The organism is Streptomyces sp. NRRL F-2580, from assembly GCF_000720115.1.
GTDB lineage: Bacteria > Actinomycetota > Actinomycetes > Streptomycetales > Streptomycetaceae > Streptomyces.
This window is the reverse complement of sequence record NZ_JOIR01000013.1, coordinates 109,815-127,934: the sequence shown is the minus strand read 5'-3', so window position 1 is coordinate 127,934 and position 18,120 is coordinate 109,815. Positions and strand designations below refer to the sequence as shown.

Sequence of the window (18,120 nt, the reverse complement as noted above, 5' to 3'; positions counted from 1 at the left end):
CGAGCAGCCGAGACTGCTTGCCCGCCATGAAGCGCAGGCCTGTCACCGGCGTTCCTGAGTTTGGCTGACCTCGGGGGAGCGCAGGATCGGGCCATGACCACACAGCGCCGACCCGGAGCCGAAACCGTGCGTGCCAACTCGTCGCAATCTGTCCGTGCGTAGCGAGGTGAGGCTGCTGTCCGCAGAGGGCGAGGACGGTTTTGGTGGGCACGCAGCTGGCTCTGGGGGACTGTCTCCCACGGTTCGGGAGACAGTCGAGGCGACCGTGCTGGCGGTGGGAGACGGTGACGAGGCACTGACCGGCCACCTGCTGACCAGGTTCACGCAGATCGCAGACTTCGACGCCCTCATACACCTGCGCACCCGCCTGAACACCACGCTGCGCGCAACGAGGAGCGTACGCCCGAACAGCATGTCTCCGGTTGCGCCCGGAGTCCGCAGTTCGCTTTGCAGGATCGGTCAGGTCGGGGTGCTCGGCTGGCAGGACGTCATCGCCTCGGAGGGGTGACGTAGAGGCTGCCGGGTCGATTCAGCTGATGTGAATTTTGGATTCCTCCTTTTCGGTCCAGGCTCCCGCCGGCTGACCAACGCCCTCCAGGTCATGGGCGCGGGAAAGCGCCGTGATGCGGGGCAGTCACGCTTTTGGTGACATCGGCAGGTACCTCTTTCGAAGAGGGGATGGAGAGAGAAGGGGTGCACAGCCGCTCGGGGCGGGCCCGCCGCCTTCCTCGGTCCAGGACCGTTGCCAGCGTGGCGAGGGCGGCCGGGCGGGACCGTCAGGGAACTCCCACCCGCCCGGCGGCGGCACGGTCTCCCGGGTGAGAAGCGGCGGTACTACTCGTACGGCCTGCCCGCTCCCGGTCACGGCGTGAAGACGAGCCGTCCGTGGTGCTGCCCTGTCCGTGTGCGCGCGGGCCACCACCGCAGACGGCCGTCAGGCGGTGATGTCCTGCCCGTGCCGGTCGGGGTCAGCGCTGGTGGGGGAGCGGGGGCCGCACTGCGTCGCTGTCGGCGGAGCGATCGAATGCTCCGGGCTGGGAGAGGTCTGCGAGGAGTTCGTCGATCAACTGCTGGGTGACGTGGGGCATGACGTAGACGTGGCTGTAGTCGTGGCGGCGGCCGCCAAGGTTGAGGGGCATGCAGGCCAGCGAGTATTTGCGGGTGATGTCGGCGCGGGGTTGCTGGAACCAGATGCTGAGGGCGTGGTCGGCGTGGCCGACCTCGATGCCGTCCTCCGCCCAGGGCTCACCGCGTTCCCGCAGCTGCTCGCTGAGTTCGCGCAGGTGTTCGGCGGTGTACTTGGCGATCCGCAGGACTTCGGCGGCCTGGCGGATCTGCTGCTCCTCGCTGGACTGGGCGAGGTGGTTCCACATGGCCAGGGAGGCGAAGCCGCTGCGGGAGCCGGCGAAGGTGCTGTCGGGGGAGGAGACGTAGGCGGGGTCGGACGGCGGGCGCAGCTTGGCTCCCGCGCGGGCCATGTAGATGCCGGTGGGGACGGGCGCTCCGGGATACTTGTGGCCGCTGGTGACGATGGAGGACACCTCGGGGATCCGGAAGTCGAAGACCGGGGGCGCGGTGTCGGTGAGTCCGTTATCGCGGGCCTTCTCCAGGTAGGGGGCGTAGGCGGCGCCCATGGCCCCGTCGACGTGGATCCAGTAGCCGTTGCGGGTGCTGACGCGCTCGGGGTCGTCGGGATCGAAGCGCACGGTGCGGTCGACGAGGCCGCGCCGCTCGAAGACCGGCCGCAGGCGCTCGCAGGCGCCCTGGACGTCGTCGAAGGCGCCCTTGAAGACGCTCCCGACGTTGAAGTTGACCAGCACCGGGTGGCCCTTGGCAGCGAAGAAGTCCACGAGGGCGACCAAGGCGTCGACGTCGACCGTGCCCGGCCCCTCGTCGCCACCGGTGGTCGGGACACCGCCCAGCGGCCATCCGTTATACGTCGGCATCCCGGTGCCGACCACGTCGATCGGGCACTCGCCGGGATAGAGGCTTCCGCCCAGGTCGTAGAAAGTCGGGATGTCCAGCACCCGCATCGCCTTGATGTGCGAGTAGTGCGTCTCCCGCGAGAAGAACGCCACCGGCATGTAGGCGTTGGGATTGTCGTCGGGGTGCTTGGCCCGCAGGTAGCTGGTGCGGCAGCTGGCTTCGCCGGAGACCTCGTCACGCACCAGGGCATTGCCGTCGAGGTAGTCACGCGCGTTCCACATCGCGTACAGATTGCCCTCCGTACTGCCCATGGACAGCACGTACCCCCACCCGTGCTCGACGCCCGGGCGGGCCGGATCCTCAGGCAACGGGACGTGCCACAGACGGGCGTAGTGCTCCAGGACCGCCCGCTCCAACCACCGCGAGTGCAGGCTGTAATGGCTGTCAATGAACGGGTCCCCGATGTTGTTCATGTGAAAGCCCAGGAACCGCCCCAGCGCCGCGTGGCCGTCGAGCGACAAGTTCACCTGATACCCGAGCACACGACCGCGCTGCTCGCCCAGGTACCCCTCCAGCTTGGCCAGGACCGCGATCCGCTGCTCGTCGGAGTAGGCGCCAGCGCCCAGCCGGTAGTCGTCATTGGTCGGCACCGCCGCCACAGACGTACCCGAGTGCTCGATTGTCATTCCGTGTCCGATTCTGAGCGATCACGAAACGACTGCCCGGTTCAGGTCATAACCGGACGGCGACAGAATCGGACAACGCTCGGATCTAAAGGGATAAAAGCGGGCGCGATGCTCGGCAACCGGGAGGCCGGAGCTGGTCCACGGAGCGCTGAGCGGCAGAAACGACAGCGATTGCAGGCGCGGTTGCTGTCCAGTCGCCTCGCGGTACACAGGATATGCGCCACGCAACGCCCTCATTTGTCGGCGGTAGCCAATTCGGGTGAGTTTGGTTTGCATTCAATACTTAAAGGGCGCCACCAGGAGAGACGTTTCGGCATCGGTCCGGAATGGTGATGAACCGCTCCGCGGTCAAACAGACTTCCGTACTACGAGCACCCCCTCCTGGCCCTGCTGGCCCGCGCCGACCGAAGGAGCACGATGCGAACGGCCTGACGCCGTGCGTCGGCCACCTGGGCGAGACCACCCCAACAGCGAGGCCCCGACGAACACAACCAGCACCCACACCGTCCTGCATGACCCCCAGGGGCGCATGGAGGCGGAGCTGCTCCCCCTCGACCGCGAGCTGCTCGCCAAGGCCGTCCTAAGAGCTGTCCCGCAACTACTGATCGGGGTGGACGCCTCGGATATGTGCGATCACGTCTGGTTGGCCCAGGCCGGCACGGTTGATCCGGCCTCGGCCTCGGATCACGCCGTCTGCGGCCAGTCTTTTCCGCAGTGCGTCGGGTGCCAGGGGGGTCTCGAAGCCCTCGCAGAGGCCTCGCCCCGTGTCTGCGTACTCGTAGCGGACCGCGTACATCCTTCCCTCGTGATGCCATTCGCAGCGAACCAGAGGTCGCGCGAGGACCGCTTCGAACCACTCTGCCACTCTGCCCCCGAGCTCCGTAGGGCTGCCCGCGGCTCCGAAGACGAACTCACCGGCGGCCTGCCGGATAGTGAAGTCCTGGTTGTGGAGTTCGCCCCCACGGACGACGGACCCGTCGAAGTGGGCGCCCACCGTCAGAACTCCCTGGTTGCGTTGTGGGTCACCGATGTCCAGATAGACGATCAGCTGGCCGTCGAAGGTGTGCGCCGAGGGCAGCACGACAGTGTCGAGCGGGTCCACCAGCCAGGATCCCGCGCGTTCGGCCAGAACGTCCACGAACGCGCGTTGGGCGACGTCCAGGTCGTCCTCTTCGTACTCGAACCAGGGGATCTCATCCATGACCGCACTCTACGGTCGACACAAGGCTGTCCAGGAGCTGCCGGTCACGGGTGAGATGATCTTGGTATGGCTGGTGTGATCACGGCGTCGGAGACCTCCTGGATAGCCCCGTTCACCGGGCTGAGCCCGCGTCTCTTCGGGAAGCTGGTGACCGTGCTGCGGCGCGAGGGCGCAGACGCGGTCCGCAAGGGCCGGCCGTGGAGCCTTCCGTTGGAGGACCGGACCCTGCTGGTCGCGGCGTACTGGCGCACGAACTTGACGATGCGCCAGCTCGCCCCGCTGTTCGGGGTCTCGAAGTCGGCGGCGGACCGCATCATCGACCACCTCGCGCCGATGCTCGCGCTCCAGCCCCGAAAGCGTTTCGCCACGGACACTGTGCTCATCGTGGACGGCACCTTGGTCCCCACCCGGGACCACGAGGTGGCCGCACAGTCGAAGAACTACCGGTACTCCACCAACCACCAGGTCGTCATCGACGCCGACACCCGCCTGGTCGTCGTGGTCGGCCGGCCCCTGCCTGGGAACCAAAACGACTGCAAGGCGTGGGAGGAATCGGGCGCCAAGGCCGCCGTCGGCCGGACCATGACGATCGCCGACGGCGGCTATCCCGGCACCGGACTGGTCATGCCCCACCGTCGACGTGAAGGCGAAGACCTGCCCGACTGGAAGCAGGAGCACAACAAGTCCCACAAGCAGGTCCGTGCACGCGTCGAGCACGTCTTCGCCCGCATGAAGACCTGGAAGATCCTCCGCGACTGCCGCCTCAAAGGCGACGGCGTCCACCACGCCATGCTCGGCATCGCCCGCATGCACAACCTCGCCCTCGCCGGATAGGCGAGCGGACCGCCACGCGGCCAACCACGCCCGAGGCGACTCGTAGATCATTTACGGGACAAGCCTTAGGCTGGAGCGCTCCGCACGCCGGGTTCCAGCCCCACGACTACGAGCAGATCGCCCTCCAGCTGACCGGCCACGCCCGCGCCGTGGCCGCCGACGTCCAGCACCAGGCACGACAGCTGCCGGCGGACAACCCCCGCCGCGCCTCGCCGACGTCGTCCTTGCCGAAGCCGAACGACGACTGGCCGACCCGCTCGAAGGCACCGCCGCCTGCACCCAAGGCAAACATGCTGCCGATATGGGGTCGGTGGAAATCCGGTTTCTCTGGGGGTGGATCGGCTGTTGTGTGACGTGGGGTGAGGTGGGTTCGTTGATCTCCTGGGACTCGTTGTCGGGGGTTGGGGCTCTGCGGCGGGTTGTTGCACGACTCGATGCAGGAGTTGCTGATGCGGGCGTTTCCCGGATGGGTGAATTCGGGGACTTGGCCGCTCCCGGATTCCGGTTGGGCCGTTGGGCTGGGCGGATAGCCGGATGATCGCTCTTCCGTCATCCGCTGCTCATTCCTGTGCACGTGCTTGAGGAGAGGTCCCCCTTGGCTACCGCTGATCTTCCTGGTCCTGATTCGCTGCTGCGGCGCACGCTGGGGGAGTGGCGGATCGGGTTGGTGGCGTGGCGGCTGCTGGTTCTGCAGACCGCGGATCCGGCGGTCGCCGCTGGCATGACCAACTTCTCCACCTACCGTGCGCACCCGTGGCGGCGTATCGAGCACACCATGGACAGCGGGAAGCGGCTGTTCTTCTCCGACCGTGAAGGGCTGCGCCGTGAGGTCGCCCGTCTGGAGCGCACGCACCGCCGTTTGGCCGGGACCGACGAGCAGGGCAGGCCGTTCACAGCGTTGGACCCGGCGGTGCGGGTGTGGGTGCTGGTCACTTTGTACGAGTGCATGACGGCGATGCGGGAACTGTCCGGACGCCCGCTGGCGCCGTCTGAACTGGATCAGATGTACGGAGAATTCCGTGCGGTCTGTGCCGAGTTCGGCTTGTCTGACGATCTATTTCCGGCCACGGCGGCCGACGTGCCCGCGTACATGGACCGCACGATCCGAGAGCGCCTCGAATACAGCGAGCCCGTGCGCTACCTGCTCTTCGACATGCTCCGTGAAGCACCCGCCCCCCGCCGCCTCGGCCACCTGAAGCCGGCCTGGCCGCTCGTGCGCACGGTGGCCGCCCACGTGATCGGCGCGCTGACTATCGCGGACCTGCCGGAAGCCTTCCGCGAGCGCTTCAGCCTGCCCCGCACCCGCCGCGCGGCCCTGCTGTCCTTCCTCCTACACCGCGGCATGCGCGTGCTGATGAACGCCTTGCCCGAGCACCGCCGCTACCGCAGCCCACTGGCCGGCGTCCCCTCGACTCCGCAGCCTCCCACTGCCTCAACCGGCCATCCTTCCCCGCCGGAGGCAAGCCCGGTCCGGCTTCCCGCACCCCGCCGCCGTAAGGGTGCCGATTCCCGCCCGGCGCGTCTGCGGACCTTCTTCCGCCAGGTCCTGGACCAGACTGGCGACGGCCGCATCAGCGCGGCCGATCTGCAGGCCATGGCGCACAACGTGTGCTGGCCGCTCGAACTCGGCCCTGAGCGGGAAGCCCGCGTCTACGCCGCCTTCGAGACCTGGTGGCAGCACCTGCGGACCGGCACGGATGCCGACGACGACGGACAGGTGACCTGCGAGGAGTTCGTCACCGCCATGCTCGCCGGGATCGACGCCGGGCCGGCCTATCTCGAGCAGGGGCTGCATGTCGCGGTGCGGGCGATTTTCCACGCTGCGGACACCGACGGCAGCGGACACCTGTGCGCCGATGAGCACCGCGCAATCTTCGGCGGCTCCCGGGTCCACCCCGCCGAACTCAACCACGGCTTCCGACAGCTCGACCAGGACGGAGACGGCCGCATCACCGAAGACGAATTCGTCCAGGCCTTCACCGACTACTTCACCGCCCGCACCGACAACACGGCCGGCAGCCAACTCCTCGGACGCCCATAGCGGCCCATGCGGGCGAAAGGCCGGGGGCAGCCGCTGATGGGCCTTGGCTGGTCACCGGTGCAGTGCGCGCGGAGGGCGGTGGTGAGGCGGCCTCGGGTGAGGTCACCACACCTGTTGCGCAGGCCCCTCTTAACCCGAGCGGGTGCTGGGCTGCGCAAAGCCGTCGTACTCCGGCTCGCACCAACCCTCAGAGAATCCGCTCTGCCAGGAGTGCGGGCCCGGCTTGTGGCCGGCGCAGGCTCCCGGATCCGGTCCTTGAGTACGCCAGGGCCGGGTTGCTCGCTCTCGTTCCCGGTAGGGCCGTCCAGGGCTGGAGCGGGGGAGGGTTACCCGCCGTGGCGTCGGGGGAGTGATCTCCATCGGTTGATCAACATCATGAAGCGAGGACGGAATGAGCAATCGACAGACCGGCACGGTGAAGTGGTTCAACGACGAGAAGGGCTTCGGGTTCATCACCCCGCAGGGCGGGGGCGACGACCTGTTCGTCCACTTCAAGGCGATCGAGTCCGACGGCTTCAAGAGCCTTAAGGAAGGCCAGACCGTCAGCTTCGTGGCCGAGCGGGGCCAGAAGGGCATGCAGGCCGCGCAGGTCCGCCCCGAGTAGACCGCGGCGTGGCGGCTGGGAATCGCTGGGGCGGTCGCCAATACCCGCCGCGACTGATCTTCCGCAGGCCGGGGCGACTGTTCCAGAATTCTGGAACAGTCGCCGACGCGGTTACGGCGCCCAGTCGACGCCGAGTTCGGCGAGCGCGGCGCGGCGCGCTGAGCCTGGTTGAGCCGGTCGCGGCGCGCCTTCTGGTTCCCGATCCAGATCCCGGTGCGGTGCCCGGTCCCATCGGGCAGGACCTGGACGACGCCGCGCCCCGGCAGGCGGCCCTCCCGTGCGACGTACTGTCGACCCGTACTACGAGGAGCGGCACCGGCTGGGAGACGGTGGCAGCGACATCCTCCTGGTGAACCTGTTCCACGCACCCGCACGGGGCGCCGATGTCACCCGCGGCGATCGGGGAGTTCTTCGAGCGGCTCGGGAGCGGGCCGGGGCTGGCGGGTGGGTCCGCACATGGCCGGCAGGCGTTCGGGTCGAATGCCGCCGCCGCGGGCGGTACGCCGGACGAGGTGCAGGCATTGCCCGGCCAGCGGAGCCCGGACTCGTCCGGGCCGTACCGGTTTCCTGATCCTGGCCCGGAGTGGGCAGCTGCCGAGCGGGTTCCACTCCGCGCGCCAGCGCGGGCAGGAGGTGATCCGGTGACGGCCGAGTGCCCGTGCGGCTGGCGATCGAGGCACCGGCGGATGATGCTCGCGTTGGTGAGATCGTTGGCGCCCTCGATTCGAAGTCCCTGGACATGTTGGGCTGGTGTTGGGAGCGTCGGGTGATCACCTTTTCCCGCGAGTGCATCCGGTGATCGGTCTTGGACTGCCCGGTGCCGAACTGTCTTCGGGGCAACACCCCGCCGCTCCCGTAGAAGGTCGACTTACTGCAGCAGTTTCAAGCCTGCAGTCGCCAGTCTTTGTGCGGTGAGGTGTTGTTCGTCGGCCGGCAGGATGAGATGGCTGATGGTCATGCGGACGATGACGTCCGCGGCCATCTGCAGAGACTCTGTGTGCTGTTGTGGGTATCGCGTGGCCAGCCAGCCCTGGACGAGGGCTTGACCGGCATCGAAGATCGGGTCCGCTCGGGCGGTGAGGTAGGGCAGGAGGCTGTCGGAGCCCTTTCGGGCGGCTGTGATGACGGCCTTTATGAGGGGCTGATTGTCGGCCTCCTGAAGTACATACAGGATGGCCACCCGGAGGCAGGCATGGGAATCGGGCACGCCGGGATAGAGGGCATCAGCCACACCCGCCAGAAACTGCTGGGTTTCACGGACTACCAGCGCACGGCCCAGGCCGGCGCGGTTGCCGAACTCCTTGTACACCGACGGGCGCGACACTTCGGCGCGGGCAGCGACGGCCAAGAGGCTGACCTGGTCCCAGCCGGCTTCGCACGTGAGGTCGCGAGCGGCGTCCAATACGCACTGCCTCATCTGTTTGCGCCAGGCAACGCGCGGAGGGTCGGGTACCGCCCCGCCTGTGAGTGTCGCCACTTCGACCCGATGCCTTGCCGCCGCCATAGTGGCCAGTCTGCCAGGGGCCGAAGCCCGTTCGGCGAACCGGGCTCGTGAGTGCGGGTCCGGCGGGCGCGCGGTGGTGCCGACCCTTGGAGAGGCGGCGGGGCCGGCACCACGTCTTGGCGCCCCAGGTGATCCGCAGGGATCAGGAGCGCTTGCGCCGCGCCGCAAAGAGGAGGCCGCCGCCGAGGGCGAGGACCACCGCCGCGATGCCGAGCGGGAGCGCCGGGTTGGAGCCGCCTGTCTCTGCGAGCGGACCGCTTGCGCTGTGCGGCTTCAGCCCGGAGTTGCCATCGGTGCCGTCGCCGGCTTGCACGCCCGGTGAGGCGGCGGGGTCACTTCCGGCGGACTGGCCGCTCCCGGCGGGGGCGTCCCCTTGCCGGCCGGGGGAGGAGGCGTCGGAGGCATTTCCCGGGACGCCGCTGCTCTTGGCGCCGAAGCCATAGGCGCCCCGGTCGGGCGCCCCGCCGGCCCGGCGGGCTCCGGTGAAGTCGGTGGTGACGGCGGCGAACGGCGTACCCGAGCCGGCGGCGGGGGAGCCCTCGCTCAGCCGGAAGTCCGCGTCAGCTCCGGTGCCCGTCTTGGCGAACTTCGGATCGGCGATGACATCGTTCGGGCCCTGGACCTCGGGGGCCTTGCCGCCGAAGTAGATGTTGTAGTCGTAGGTGACGTCCACATTGCGGGACTTGCTGTTCGTCGCTTGCCCCGGCCGGCCGTACGCGATGTTGTTGAGCAGCCGCACGTCGGTACTGTCGTGCGCGAAGATGTTGGCGTAGCTCTCCATGCGGGTGCTGCGCCCGTTCGCGTAGGCCGTGTTGTGGACGATGTCGACGTGCTGGCTCTTGTAGGAGTGGATGCCGGAGCCGCCGTTGTCGTAGGAGAGGTTGTTGGCGACCAGTACGCGTCCGCTGTAGGCGGGGTGATCGGCGTCGCCCTTGAGGGTGTCGAGGATGATGCCGTTGCCGTCGGAGTAGCAGCCGCACTTCTCCCATTTGATCTTGGTCTCGTTGTCGTGGACGCGATTGCCGGTGATGCGGATCTTGTACGTCCCGGCGTCGCCGCCCCCCACGTCGCGCGGGGTGAGGACGGAGATGCCGCTGGTTGCGTACACCGCGTACCAGGAGGTCCCGAACACGTGGTTGCCGGAGATGGTCACGTGGTCGGAGTCGATGGCTGATATGCCGCCGCCGGCGCAGCCGTGCACCTCGTTGCCGGTCACCTCGATGTGCTGCGACAGCGAGCCCGTGGACCGGTCCTGTTCCACGGAGATGCAGTTGGTGTTGTAGGTGGGGTCGCCCTTCTTCGATTCTCGTTCAGCTCCGGCCAGTGTGAGGGCTCCGTTGTTGCCGTTGACCTCGAGGTTTTTGATGGAGATGTAGGAGGCGCCGTGGATACTGATGCCGTTCCACGCCTTCACCGGGTGGACAACCGGATGGTGGCCGGGATGAGCGGTGAAGGTAATGGGGGCTCCGGGGAGGCCGGAGCGCTTGATGGTCAGCACGTTCGACCCCGCAGAACGCTCGGAGTACGTGCCGTTCATGATCGAGACGGTGTCGCCCGGCTCGACGATGTCTGCGGCCTTCTGGAGGGTCCGGAAGGGATCTCGGGTGGACGTGCCCGAGTTGTTGTCGTTGCCGCTGGGGCTGACGAAGTACGTGCGGGCTGCGGCGTGCGCAGTACCGGCTCCCATGGTGGCGAGGCCGAGCGGGGCGGATGAAGCGAGCAGTGCTGCGGTCAGGGCGAGGGTGCTCGTGCGTTTCACTGTTGCCTGGTCTCCCAGTTTGTCCTGGCGAAGCGGCTGGTGCCCTCCGTGGGCCGTAGCCGTGAGCAGAGAGCGCGCAAAGGGAGGCATTTCGTCCGTATCGCCGCGCCGGGGCAAGGCGCCGGGCAGTGAAGCCGGGGGGCGTTGCGCTCCGAAGTCCGCTGTGAGGGGGGGGGAGTTACTCGAGTGACAGTTCCAGACTCGAAAATTGAACGCAACCCCGGACTATGTGTAAACGTTCTGACAGTGCGTCATGTCATTGTTCTGTCTGTCTGTCTGGCTGGCTGACGCTGCGGAGGACCGCAGGGTGCCCGGCCTGCCTACGGGTCACAGCACGGCGGCTCGGAATCCGGGATGGGCCGGAAGCCGTCAAGTTCACCGACCAGGTCGGGCTGGACGGTGGCCGCCGGCAGGATCAGGCCGGGCGCGGCCCCAGGCCACCAGCGCGGCCGGGACGAGCGGGACGGGCGTTGAAGGCGATCGCGCCGGTCCCGCCTTAGATCCGCCGCGAACTGGCATACAGCTGACCATCGGTGGTCTCAGGAAGCGCATCCCGGCGGCGCAGGTAGTGCCCGCCCACAGACCTTCCAGCGGCGAAGACCGCCGGCCAGGCGGATCATCGAGACGAGAGGAGCGGCCGCCCGGGTGGCGGATCCGGACGGCGGCGCAGATGCCGCCGTCGGCGCCGCACCGGCGGAGGCGGCGGCCCCAAAGGGCATCGCGGCCATGGGCCAGGAAGAGGAATTTCCATGACGGAGCCGAGTCCTCACCCCCTTGTCGATCCCAATGGTCAGCCGCATGAGGCAGACGGCTGCGTGACATCCTCCGCTCTCCCGGCTACGTCAAAATCCTCGTCCACTCGGCCCTCATCGGCGTTCCGGTGTCGCTGGTCGCGTTCTGGTTCCTCGTGGGGCTCCACGAACTGCAACACGCCCTGTGGGCGGAGATTCCGCACCATCTGGGCTGGGACACGGCCCTGTGGTGGTGGCCGCTGCCCCTGCTACTGATCGCCGGAGTGCTCGTCGGCCTGATTGCCACCCGCCTCACCGGCGGGGGCGGCCACATACCTGCAGGCGGCCTGCACGCCGGCGCGACCTCGCCGGCCACACTGCCGGGCGGCCTGCGCCGCCCTCTACGCCGTGATCACCGGCCGCACGCCCGCGGACGTGGCCCTGTCGGGCCAGGCCACTCTCGGCGAGCTGGCCGCCGACCCGCAGGCCTGGGCCGTCGGTGCGCTGATCGCCGTCCTGGTCCTCAAGAGCGTCGCCTACGCCCTCTGCCTGGGCAGCCTGCGCGGCGGCGCCATCTTTCCCACCGTCTTCCTCGGAGCGGTGGCCGGAGTGCTTCTGGCTCCCCTGCCTGGCCCGGGCTCCGTCCCTGCCCCTGGCGGCGGGGATGGCAGCGTCCACCGCCGCCGGCATGCGGCTGCCGGTCAGCAGCGTGGTCCTGGTGGTGCTGCTGCTGGGCAGCTCCGCCATGATTCCCATCGCCATCCTCGCGGCCGTGATCTCCTTCGCCACGACCGAACTGCTCCCGACCGGGACCAGACTGCCGGCCGCTCCGCACGCCAAGGAACAGGCCGCGGACGGCGGCGGCCCCACAACAGCCGGGGCACCCTGACGACAGCGTCGCCCTACGAATGATCGAAGGTGGCCATGAACCTGCTGATCGCCGCGCTGTAGGGAGCGGCAGCAGCTGTCTCCCTCGTCATCGTCGCCGCGCTGGCCGGGCGAGGTCAGCCAGACCAGGGGCCGGCAGCGGTCGTCCGCCAGCAGATGGACCTTGCTGGTCAGCCCGCCCCGGAGCGGAGCTATGCGATCCCACTGAGCATTCGTCAGTTCATGCCGACGCACCATCACCAACACCTGCCCGGAACAGCGAGAGATCCACCACCCGGGCAAGGGCCATCAGACACTGCCCAACGGCGGGGGCCGGCCCTGACGGGCTTGGGTGCGGGAGGAAGCACTGGGAGCAGACCGACGCCGAGGCGGGGGTGGTGCGCGGCGGCGCACCACTGACGCGGTGGTTGCGCGTAGGCGTTCACGACCGATCCGCTCGTCAGTGGACAGCCGACCAGACTCCGGGGACGGCCCGGTCGGGCACGGGGTGGGGGGGTCTTCGCGTCCAAGACGCGAGCAGCCTCTCGCAATGATCAAGAGATCCGAACGTTTGGAAACCCGGGCGTGGTGAAGACGGCTGTTAACACCGGCTTCATTCACGAGGTAGGAGAAGCGCATGGGCATCATTGCCTGGATCTTGATCGGATTGCTCGCGGGCTTCATCGCTAAGGCGCTGATGCCGGGCAAGGACCCGGGCGGCGTCATCATCACCATGCTCATCGGCATCGCGGGCGGCCTGCTCGGTGGCTTCCTCGGCAAGGTCATCTTCGGCGTCGACTCCATCGACGGGTTCTTCGACCTGTCCACCTGGATCGCCGCCATCATCGGCTCGGTCATCCTCCTCGCCGTCTATCGACTGATCACCGGCAACAAGCGACACCACAGCCACGCCTGAACGACCGTCAGACCCGGACGGAAACGGCTCCCCCTCTCTGCTGAGGGCGGAGCCGTTCCGCTGCTACGAGTGCGGCCCAGGCCGCGCCTCTCTCCGTGGCGCCCCCACGTCAGGCAGGCCAGGGGTGACCTGCCGGCCAGCAGGGGGCCGTGTGTGCCGGTGCGGGGCTGCCGGAGACGGTGCGTAGGGCGACCCCCAAGGGGTAGGCGCGCGGCACTGCCCGCGAGTGGAGGAGGACCCGTATGTCGGCCCGGTCCGTCTCAGAGCATGAAGCAGCGCCTGAACGCGACGCCCTCCTGGGCGGTCGCTACCGGCTCCAGGGCCCCATAGGGTCCGGCGGCACGGCGGATGTCTTCCGCGGCGTCGACCAGTTGCTGGGCCGTGAGGTGGCCGTCAAGGTGTTCCGCGCGGGCACCGACACGGTCACTGCCGACCGCTTCTGCGACGAAGCCCGCACACTGGCCCGCCTGTCCCACCGTGCCCTCGTCACCGTCTACGATGCCGGCCGACACGGCCAAGGCGCGTACATGGTGACGGAGTTGATACGCGGCGTCACCTTGCGCACCCGGATGGACGCCGGCCCCCTCAGCGCCGTCCAGGTCACGCGGATCGGCGCCGAGATCTCCTCAGCCCTCGACCACGTGCACGCCCACGGCGTCATCCACCACGACGTGAAACCCTCCAACATCCTCCTGGGCGAGGAGGGCTCCCCACACCTGGCCGACTTCGGCCTCTCCCGGACCGTCCACGACGACTCCCACAGCGCCCCCGACACCCTTGTCGGCACCCTCGCCTACATGGCCCCGGAACAGTTCCTCGGCCAAGGCGCGAGCACAGCCAGCGACATCTACGCCCTGGGAATGACCCTCCTCGAAGCACTCACCGGCCACCGCGAATACCAGGGCACGCCCGTGGAGATCGGCACCGCCCACCTCCTGCGCCAACCCCGGATACCCGGGGGGCTGCCGGACGACCTGGCTCGCCTCCTCAGGAGGATGACCGACCAGGCCCCTGCGGATCGCCCCGACGCCGCCTCCGTCCACCAGCGCCTGCAAGACATCGCACAGGCGCCGCGGCCCCGTACCGCATCGAGCACGGCGCTCACCGGCACTTCCACACACCGCTCGTCGCCGCCATCCCCTGCGCCTGCCCTGCACCCCATGCGAACGGCCGCGCGAACGCAGAGCAGGGCTATCAGCCGGCGACAGGCGGCTCTCTTCAGCCTTGCGGCTGCGAGTGTCGCGGCCAGCTGCGCGTTGGCGCTGGGGGGCATAACAGCAGGGAAGAACACACCCAACACCCCTCCCTCGCCCGAGCAACCGTTGACGTCGAAGAACACCGAGGTGGCCGGCCCGGGAGGATCCCCCAGCACGCTGCCCGCGTCGCCTCCTGGCGCCCCGGCGTCGGCCCCGCAGCTGCCGGTCGCGGCACCTTCCATCACAAGAGAACTTGAGGCGTCCACCAGCCCGACCGATTCATACTCCGCTCCGTCCGTCACAAACCGTCCGACGAAGGCTCCTGAGCCAACGAAGATCCCCGGGAAGGCCAAGGGAAAGAAGGACAAGGGACGGTGAACGAACCACGCCTGAAGCGCTGGCACGCTCCGGTAGCCGACCGTCGTTGAACCCGTTCCCGTTCCCGTGCTGCGGGGCGCAGGGCCGCCCGCCAGGAGGTGCTCCTGACCGAGGCGGTCGTTTACCCGGAGGTCGGGCCGGGCTGCCCTCTGACCGGCGGGGTCTGGTGGCCGTACTGCGACGAGCGGGAGGTGACGCCGGCCGGTGCGCTGGACATCGACCACATGGTCCCGCTCGCCGGGGCCTGGACGCCAAGTACGCGGTGTTGCGCTGGTTGTATCACTCCGAATGCCCGGAAAGGCGTCTTGGCCTGGTCGGGCAATGTTGGGGGCGGTGCGCGGGTGGATGCGGCGACGGCCCAGGTGTTGCGGGACTTCCGGATCTTGCCTGACCCGCGTCGTCCGGCACCGCACCTCGCCGCATTGGCGGGGCACCGAGTACGTCCAGTACGTGGGCGCGCCGCCAACGCGCCGATGCACGGCACCGGACGACGCGGGCTTGACCGGCAAGATCCGAAAGAGACGACCTACCGGCCGGCGGTCGGGTCGGGCAGCGGCTTGCCCTCGCACGAGGCATCCTCGGTCGGCATCCGGCCGTCGACGAGGAAGCCCTCGACGTACGCGTCCACGCAGGAGTTGTGCGACTGGTAGACGCCGTGGTCGCCGCCGCCGACGGTGATCAGCCGGGATCCGGCCGTCCCCCGGTGGGCCCGCAGCGCGCCCTCGTAGTAAGTGGCCGGGTCGTGGAGCGAGTTGAGCATCATGATCGGCGGCAGCCCCCGCCCGGTGACCTGCACCCGGGGCGCCTGGGAACGCGGCCAGGCGGCGCAGACCGAGGCGAAGGTCAGCTCACGGGCCCCGGCCATCGGGTACGCGGCGCCGTCGGCCGCGCTCCGGCGGACCCAGTAGGCGCTGTCGTGGTTCCACGGGGTGTCCTGGCAGATGACGGAGAAGAAGTCCGCCGCGAACTGCGCCCCCAGCGGGTGCTTCAGCTTCTCGGCCAGGGCCTTGCGGGCGGCCGACGGAGCCGCCTCCGGGTGCTCCAGGACACCGAGCAGCATCGCCAGGTCGGGGAAGCGGTCGCCGCTGTAGATGATGGAGGTGGCGGCGGCGTCGAGGTGGTTGGGGGTGACCGTCGTCCCCTCCAAGTCCAGCGGGTGCTCGCCCAGCGCGCGCCGCAGCCGCTCGTACGAGGCCTTGGCCTCCTCGGCGGTCCGGCCCCGGTGGTACGTCGCGTCGTTCGCGGCGAGCCAGGGCAGGAAGTCCTGTTCGAACCGGCGCTGGAAGCTCATCGGCTGGCCCGTCAGGAACTCCTGCCAACTGCCCGTGAAGCCGATGTTGCTGTCGAGCACCACCCGGTCGACCCGGCGCGGGAACTCGGTTGCGTAGTAGGCGCCGAGGAAGGTGGCGTACGAGGGGCCGTAGTAGGACACCTTCGACTCGCCGAGCAGCGCCCGGAACAGGTCCATGTCGTGCACGGCCTGGTCGGTGGTGATGTACGGGAGCAGGTCGCCCGACCGCCGCTCACAGTCCCGTACGAAGTTCCGCGCCCGGTCCACAGTGGCGTCCACCGCCCGGCGAGAGTGGTCGCGCAGGTCGCCGCTGGTGAACAGGGCGTCCACCGCGTCCTGGTCGGAGCAGACCACTTGCGTGCTGGCCCCGACCCCGCGCTGGTCGAAGCCGACGACGTCGTACGCGGCCGCCAGCTTGGGCGAGTACGCCGCCAGCCCCGCCGGCCGGCCCAGCCCCGAGGCGCCCGGCCCGCCGGCCGCCATCATCAGCACGCCCCGCCGCGCGGCGGGGTCCGCGGGCCGGTGCCGGGACACCGCGACGGTCAAGTCCGCCCCCGTGCCCGGGTGGTACCAGTCGCGCGGCACCGTCATGGAGGCGCACTCCAGCGCACCGGACTGGCACGGCTGCCAGTCGAGGCGCTGCTGCGCGTACCGCGCTGGCACGGCCTGCGCGCCGCCCTTCCCCCCGGCGGCGCTCGCCGGCGACGCGGGCAGGGCGGCGAGGGCGAGCAGCCCGCACGCGGCGGCCGTGGCCCACCGCGCGGGCTTCTTGAAGAGGTGCATGTGGGTGGTTCCCCCCGGTCGGAGCGATTCGGTACACCCCGATCCTCGGAGAAACCGGCCCACTGGACGATCCCCCCAATGCCCGTATCCGGGGTGGTGCCAGCACCACCCCGGCCTGGCTGGGCCGCCTCGACCCCGTCGAGGCCGGACGCGGCCTCGGAAGTCGGAACTTCCGGGCTGCCCTGCCCGGCCGTGTGCCAGGCCCCTCTCACCACACCGGATGGTCGTTGACCGGGTGAGCGCGGCCGGGGCGCTTCTCTTTGGCGGCCCGCCGCCGGTCCCTGGCACAGGCGTCTTCGCGGGCCTCGGCGGAGACATGCTTGCCGCAGGTGACCGCGGCGCTGTCGGTGACATTGCCGGACTTCTGGTACACGACGGTTCGGAGCCTTTGTGCTTTCTGGTTCACGGGCCGCCAGGCCGTCGGGCTGTGCTCGCCCTGTCGCCACAGATGGAGATGTGACGGTGGGGGCAGGGTCGCGGATGACCTGGATGACCGCGACGACGAGATCCTGTCGCTTCTGACAGTGACGGCGCCGATCGACTCCGTGGAGTCGATCGGCGCACGTGAACAGCGCGATACAGCCGGAGGTGTGAGGTCAGGCGTTGGCGTTGTCGCGGAAGAGGAGGTCGGGGACCCCCTTGACCGATTCTTCGGCGCGGGCACGCAATCGTCTAACCTCGCGACATATGATCACGGTTGCCAGCTGGAACGTTCTGCACCGCGTCCACGCCGAGAACTGGGGCGAGGACGTCCTGAGGGGTTGCCCGGACGAGTCTGAGCGGATCGCCGCGGTTACGGAGTTGCTGGTGGGACGAGACGAGCACGTCATCGCCCTGCAGGAGGTCAGCGGTGACCAACTGGCCAGCCTCCGCCGTTCCCTAACCGGCCGGTGTATCCACGCGTTGAGGTACCCGCGCGTCCCGGCACCGCGCCACGGCACCTGCTCGCTGCGCGACCCCGAGGAGTACCTCGTGCTCCTGGTCGACGGACCGAACCGGGAGGTCACTGCCGAGTCCTTCGAGGACGACCCGGGGAAAGGCGCGCTCGCCGTCGAGACCGACGGAATGCTGATCGTCGCCACGCACGTGAGCGGCGATCAGCGGCGCACGCGCCAGCTGGCACGCCTGGCCGAACTGGCCGCCTCTCCCAGGGGATGCGCAGCAGTACTCCTCGGGGACTTCAACACTGACCGTGCCACCGTAGCGTCGGCTCTGGGAACCGGCTTCGCCGTCGCGGACCTCCCGCCAGACGGCCTGCCGACACGGCCGCGCACGTCAGGCTCGAAGTCGCAGTGGATCGACCACGTGGTCGTGCGGGACGCTGTTGTCAGCAACGCGGCGGTCGAGAGCACGGAGGGTCTCTCGGACCACAATCTGGTCCGCGCGACCGTCACCATGTGAGC

General features: G+C 69.0%; 14 protein-coding genes and 1 pseudogene. 9 read left to right on the top strand and 6 right to left on the bottom strand.

Annotation, left to right across the window (positions count from 1 at the left end):
• Positions 1-274: 274 nt before the first annotated feature.
• A complete protein-coding gene (locus IF88_RS0116765; RefSeq protein WP_158754415.1) occupies positions 275-508 on the top strand; it encodes a hypothetical protein in 234 nt (77 codons plus the stop codon).
• Positions 509-968: 460 nt separating this feature from the next.
• Here IF88_RS0116765 and IF88_RS0116760 read toward each other — a convergent pair whose 3' ends face one another.
• A complete protein-coding gene (locus IF88_RS0116760) occupies positions 969-2,612 on the bottom strand; it encodes a pyridoxal-dependent decarboxylase (RefSeq protein ID WP_030712104.1) in 1,644 nt (547 codons plus the stop codon).
• A 598-nt stretch (positions 2,613-3,210) separates the two neighbouring features.
• The gene (locus IF88_RS0116755; protein ID WP_030712100.1) at positions 3,211-3,813 is read right to left on the bottom strand and encodes a hypothetical protein; all 603 of its coding nucleotides are present in this window, start codon (positions 3,811-3,813) and stop codon (positions 3,211-3,213) included.
• Positions 3,814-3,879: 66 nt separating this feature from the next.
• Here IF88_RS0116755 and IF88_RS0116750 point away from each other — a divergent pair, with 66 nt between their 5' ends.
• The 3 genes from IF88_RS0116750 to IF88_RS0116735 all read left to right on the top strand — a co-directional run bounded on the left by IF88_RS0116750 (position 3,880) and on the right by IF88_RS0116735 (position 7,292).
• Entirely contained in the window at positions 3,880-4,647 is a 768-nt protein-coding gene (locus IF88_RS0116750) for an IS5/IS1182 family transposase (protein ID WP_030712097.1), read from the top strand.
• 595 nt (positions 4,648-5,242) lie between these two features.
• Positions 5,243-6,688 (top strand): oxygenase MpaB family protein, encoded by a 1,446-nt coding sequence (locus tag IF88_RS0116740; RefSeq protein WP_030712094.1) that lies wholly within the window; start codon positions 5,243-5,245, stop codon positions 6,686-6,688.
• A gap of 391 nt (positions 6,689-7,079) precedes the next feature.
• The gene (locus tag IF88_RS0116735; RefSeq protein WP_012273095.1) at positions 7,080-7,292 is read left to right on the top strand and encodes a cold-shock protein; all 213 of its coding nucleotides are present in this window, start codon (positions 7,080-7,082) and stop codon (positions 7,290-7,292) included.
• 868 nt (positions 7,293-8,160) lie between these two features.
• Here IF88_RS0116735 and IF88_RS0116725 read toward each other — a convergent pair.
• Complete coding sequence (locus IF88_RS0116725) at positions 8,161-8,709, bottom strand: TetR/AcrR family transcriptional regulator (protein WP_037806098.1); 549 nt, start codon at positions 8,707-8,709, stop codon at positions 8,161-8,163.
• A gap of 229 nt (positions 8,710-8,938) precedes the next feature.
• Positions 8,939-10,555 (bottom strand): right-handed parallel beta-helix repeat-containing protein, encoded by a 1,617-nt coding sequence (locus IF88_RS0116720; protein WP_051837025.1) that lies wholly within the window; start codon positions 10,553-10,555, stop codon positions 8,939-8,941.
• Positions 10,556-11,694: 1,139 nt separating this feature from the next.
• On the opposite strand from IF88_RS0116720, the pseudogene IF88_RS47820 reads away from it, so the two are divergent.
• The 4 genes and pseudogenes from IF88_RS47820 to IF88_RS0116705 form a co-directional block, all read left to right on the top strand.
• A pseudogene (locus IF88_RS47820) lies at positions 11,695-11,853 on the top strand (chloride channel protein); the annotation flags it as partial.
• Positions 11,854-11,950: 97 nt separating this feature from the next.
• Positions 11,951-12,175 carry a hypothetical protein gene (locus IF88_RS47815; RefSeq protein WP_030712079.1) on the top strand — a complete coding sequence of 75 codons (225 nt, stop codon included), beginning with the start codon at positions 11,951-11,953 and terminating at the stop codon, positions 12,173-12,175.
• 615 nt (positions 12,176-12,790) lie between these two features.
• The gene (locus IF88_RS0116710) at positions 12,791-13,069 is read left to right on the top strand and encodes a GlsB/YeaQ/YmgE family stress response membrane protein (RefSeq protein WP_030712072.1); all 279 of its coding nucleotides are present in this window, start codon (positions 12,791-12,793) and stop codon (positions 13,067-13,069) included.
• A 242-nt stretch (positions 13,070-13,311) separates the two neighbouring features.
• Entirely contained in the window at positions 13,312-14,643 is a 1,332-nt protein-coding gene (locus tag IF88_RS0116705; protein WP_051837023.1) for a serine/threonine-protein kinase, read from the top strand.
• A gap of 526 nt (positions 14,644-15,169) precedes the next feature.
• On the opposite strand, the gene IF88_RS0116700 is transcribed toward IF88_RS0116705, so the two are convergent.
• Together IF88_RS0116700 and IF88_RS46535 are read right to left on the bottom strand one after the other, a co-directional pair.
• Complete coding sequence (locus tag IF88_RS0116700) at positions 15,170-16,717, bottom strand: alpha/beta hydrolase (RefSeq protein ID WP_051837021.1); 1,548 nt, start codon at positions 16,715-16,717, stop codon at positions 15,170-15,172.
• 208 nt (positions 16,718-16,925) lie between these two features.
• Complete coding sequence (locus tag IF88_RS46535) at positions 16,926-17,090, bottom strand: hypothetical protein (protein WP_158754413.1); 165 nt, start codon at positions 17,088-17,090, stop codon at positions 16,926-16,928.
• Between the two features lie 314 nt (positions 17,091-17,404).
• On the opposite strand from IF88_RS46535, the gene IF88_RS0116690 reads away from it, so the two are divergent.
• Positions 17,405-18,118, top strand: coding sequence for an endonuclease/exonuclease/phosphatase family protein (locus tag IF88_RS0116690; RefSeq protein ID WP_030712063.1), 714 nt, complete (start codon positions 17,405-17,407; stop codon positions 18,116-18,118).
• The last annotated feature ends 2 nt before the right edge of the window (positions 18,119-18,120 follow it).

Excerpts from the sequence above, each read along its gene's own strand:
- IF88_RS0116760 (WP_030712104.1), bottom strand. The coding sequence starts at position 2,612 with ATGACAATCGAGCACTCGGGTACGTCTGTGGCGGCGGTGCCGACCAAT.
- IF88_RS0116755 (WP_030712100.1), bottom strand. The coding sequence starts at position 3,813 with ATGGATGAGATCCCCTGGTTCGAGTACGAAGAGGACGACCTGGACGTC.
- IF88_RS0116750 (WP_030712097.1), top strand. The coding sequence starts at position 3,880 with ATGGCTGGTGTGATCACGGCGTCGGAGACCTCCTGGATAGCCCCGTTC.
- IF88_RS0116735 (WP_012273095.1), top strand. The coding sequence starts at position 7,080 with ATGAGCAATCGACAGACCGGCACGGTGAAGTGGTTCAACGACGAGAAG.
- IF88_RS0116725 (WP_037806098.1), bottom strand. The coding sequence starts at position 8,709 with ATGAGGCAGTGCGTATTGGACGCCGCTCGCGACCTCACGTGCGAAGCC.
- IF88_RS47815 (WP_030712079.1), top strand. The coding sequence starts at position 11,951 with ATGGCAGCGTCCACCGCCGCCGGCATGCGGCTGCCGGTCAGCAGCGTG.
- IF88_RS0116710 (WP_030712072.1), top strand. The coding sequence starts at position 12,791 with ATGGGCATCATTGCCTGGATCTTGATCGGATTGCTCGCGGGCTTCATC.
- IF88_RS0116705 (WP_051837023.1), top strand. The coding sequence starts at position 13,312 with ATGTCGGCCCGGTCCGTCTCAGAGCATGAAGCAGCGCCTGAACGCGAC.
- IF88_RS0116700 (WP_051837021.1), bottom strand. The coding sequence starts at position 16,717 with ATGCACCTCTTCAAGAAGCCCGCGCGGTGGGCCACGGCCGCCGCGTGC.
- IF88_RS0116690 (WP_030712063.1), top strand. The coding sequence starts at position 17,405 with ATGATCACGGTTGCCAGCTGGAACGTTCTGCACCGCGTCCACGCCGAG.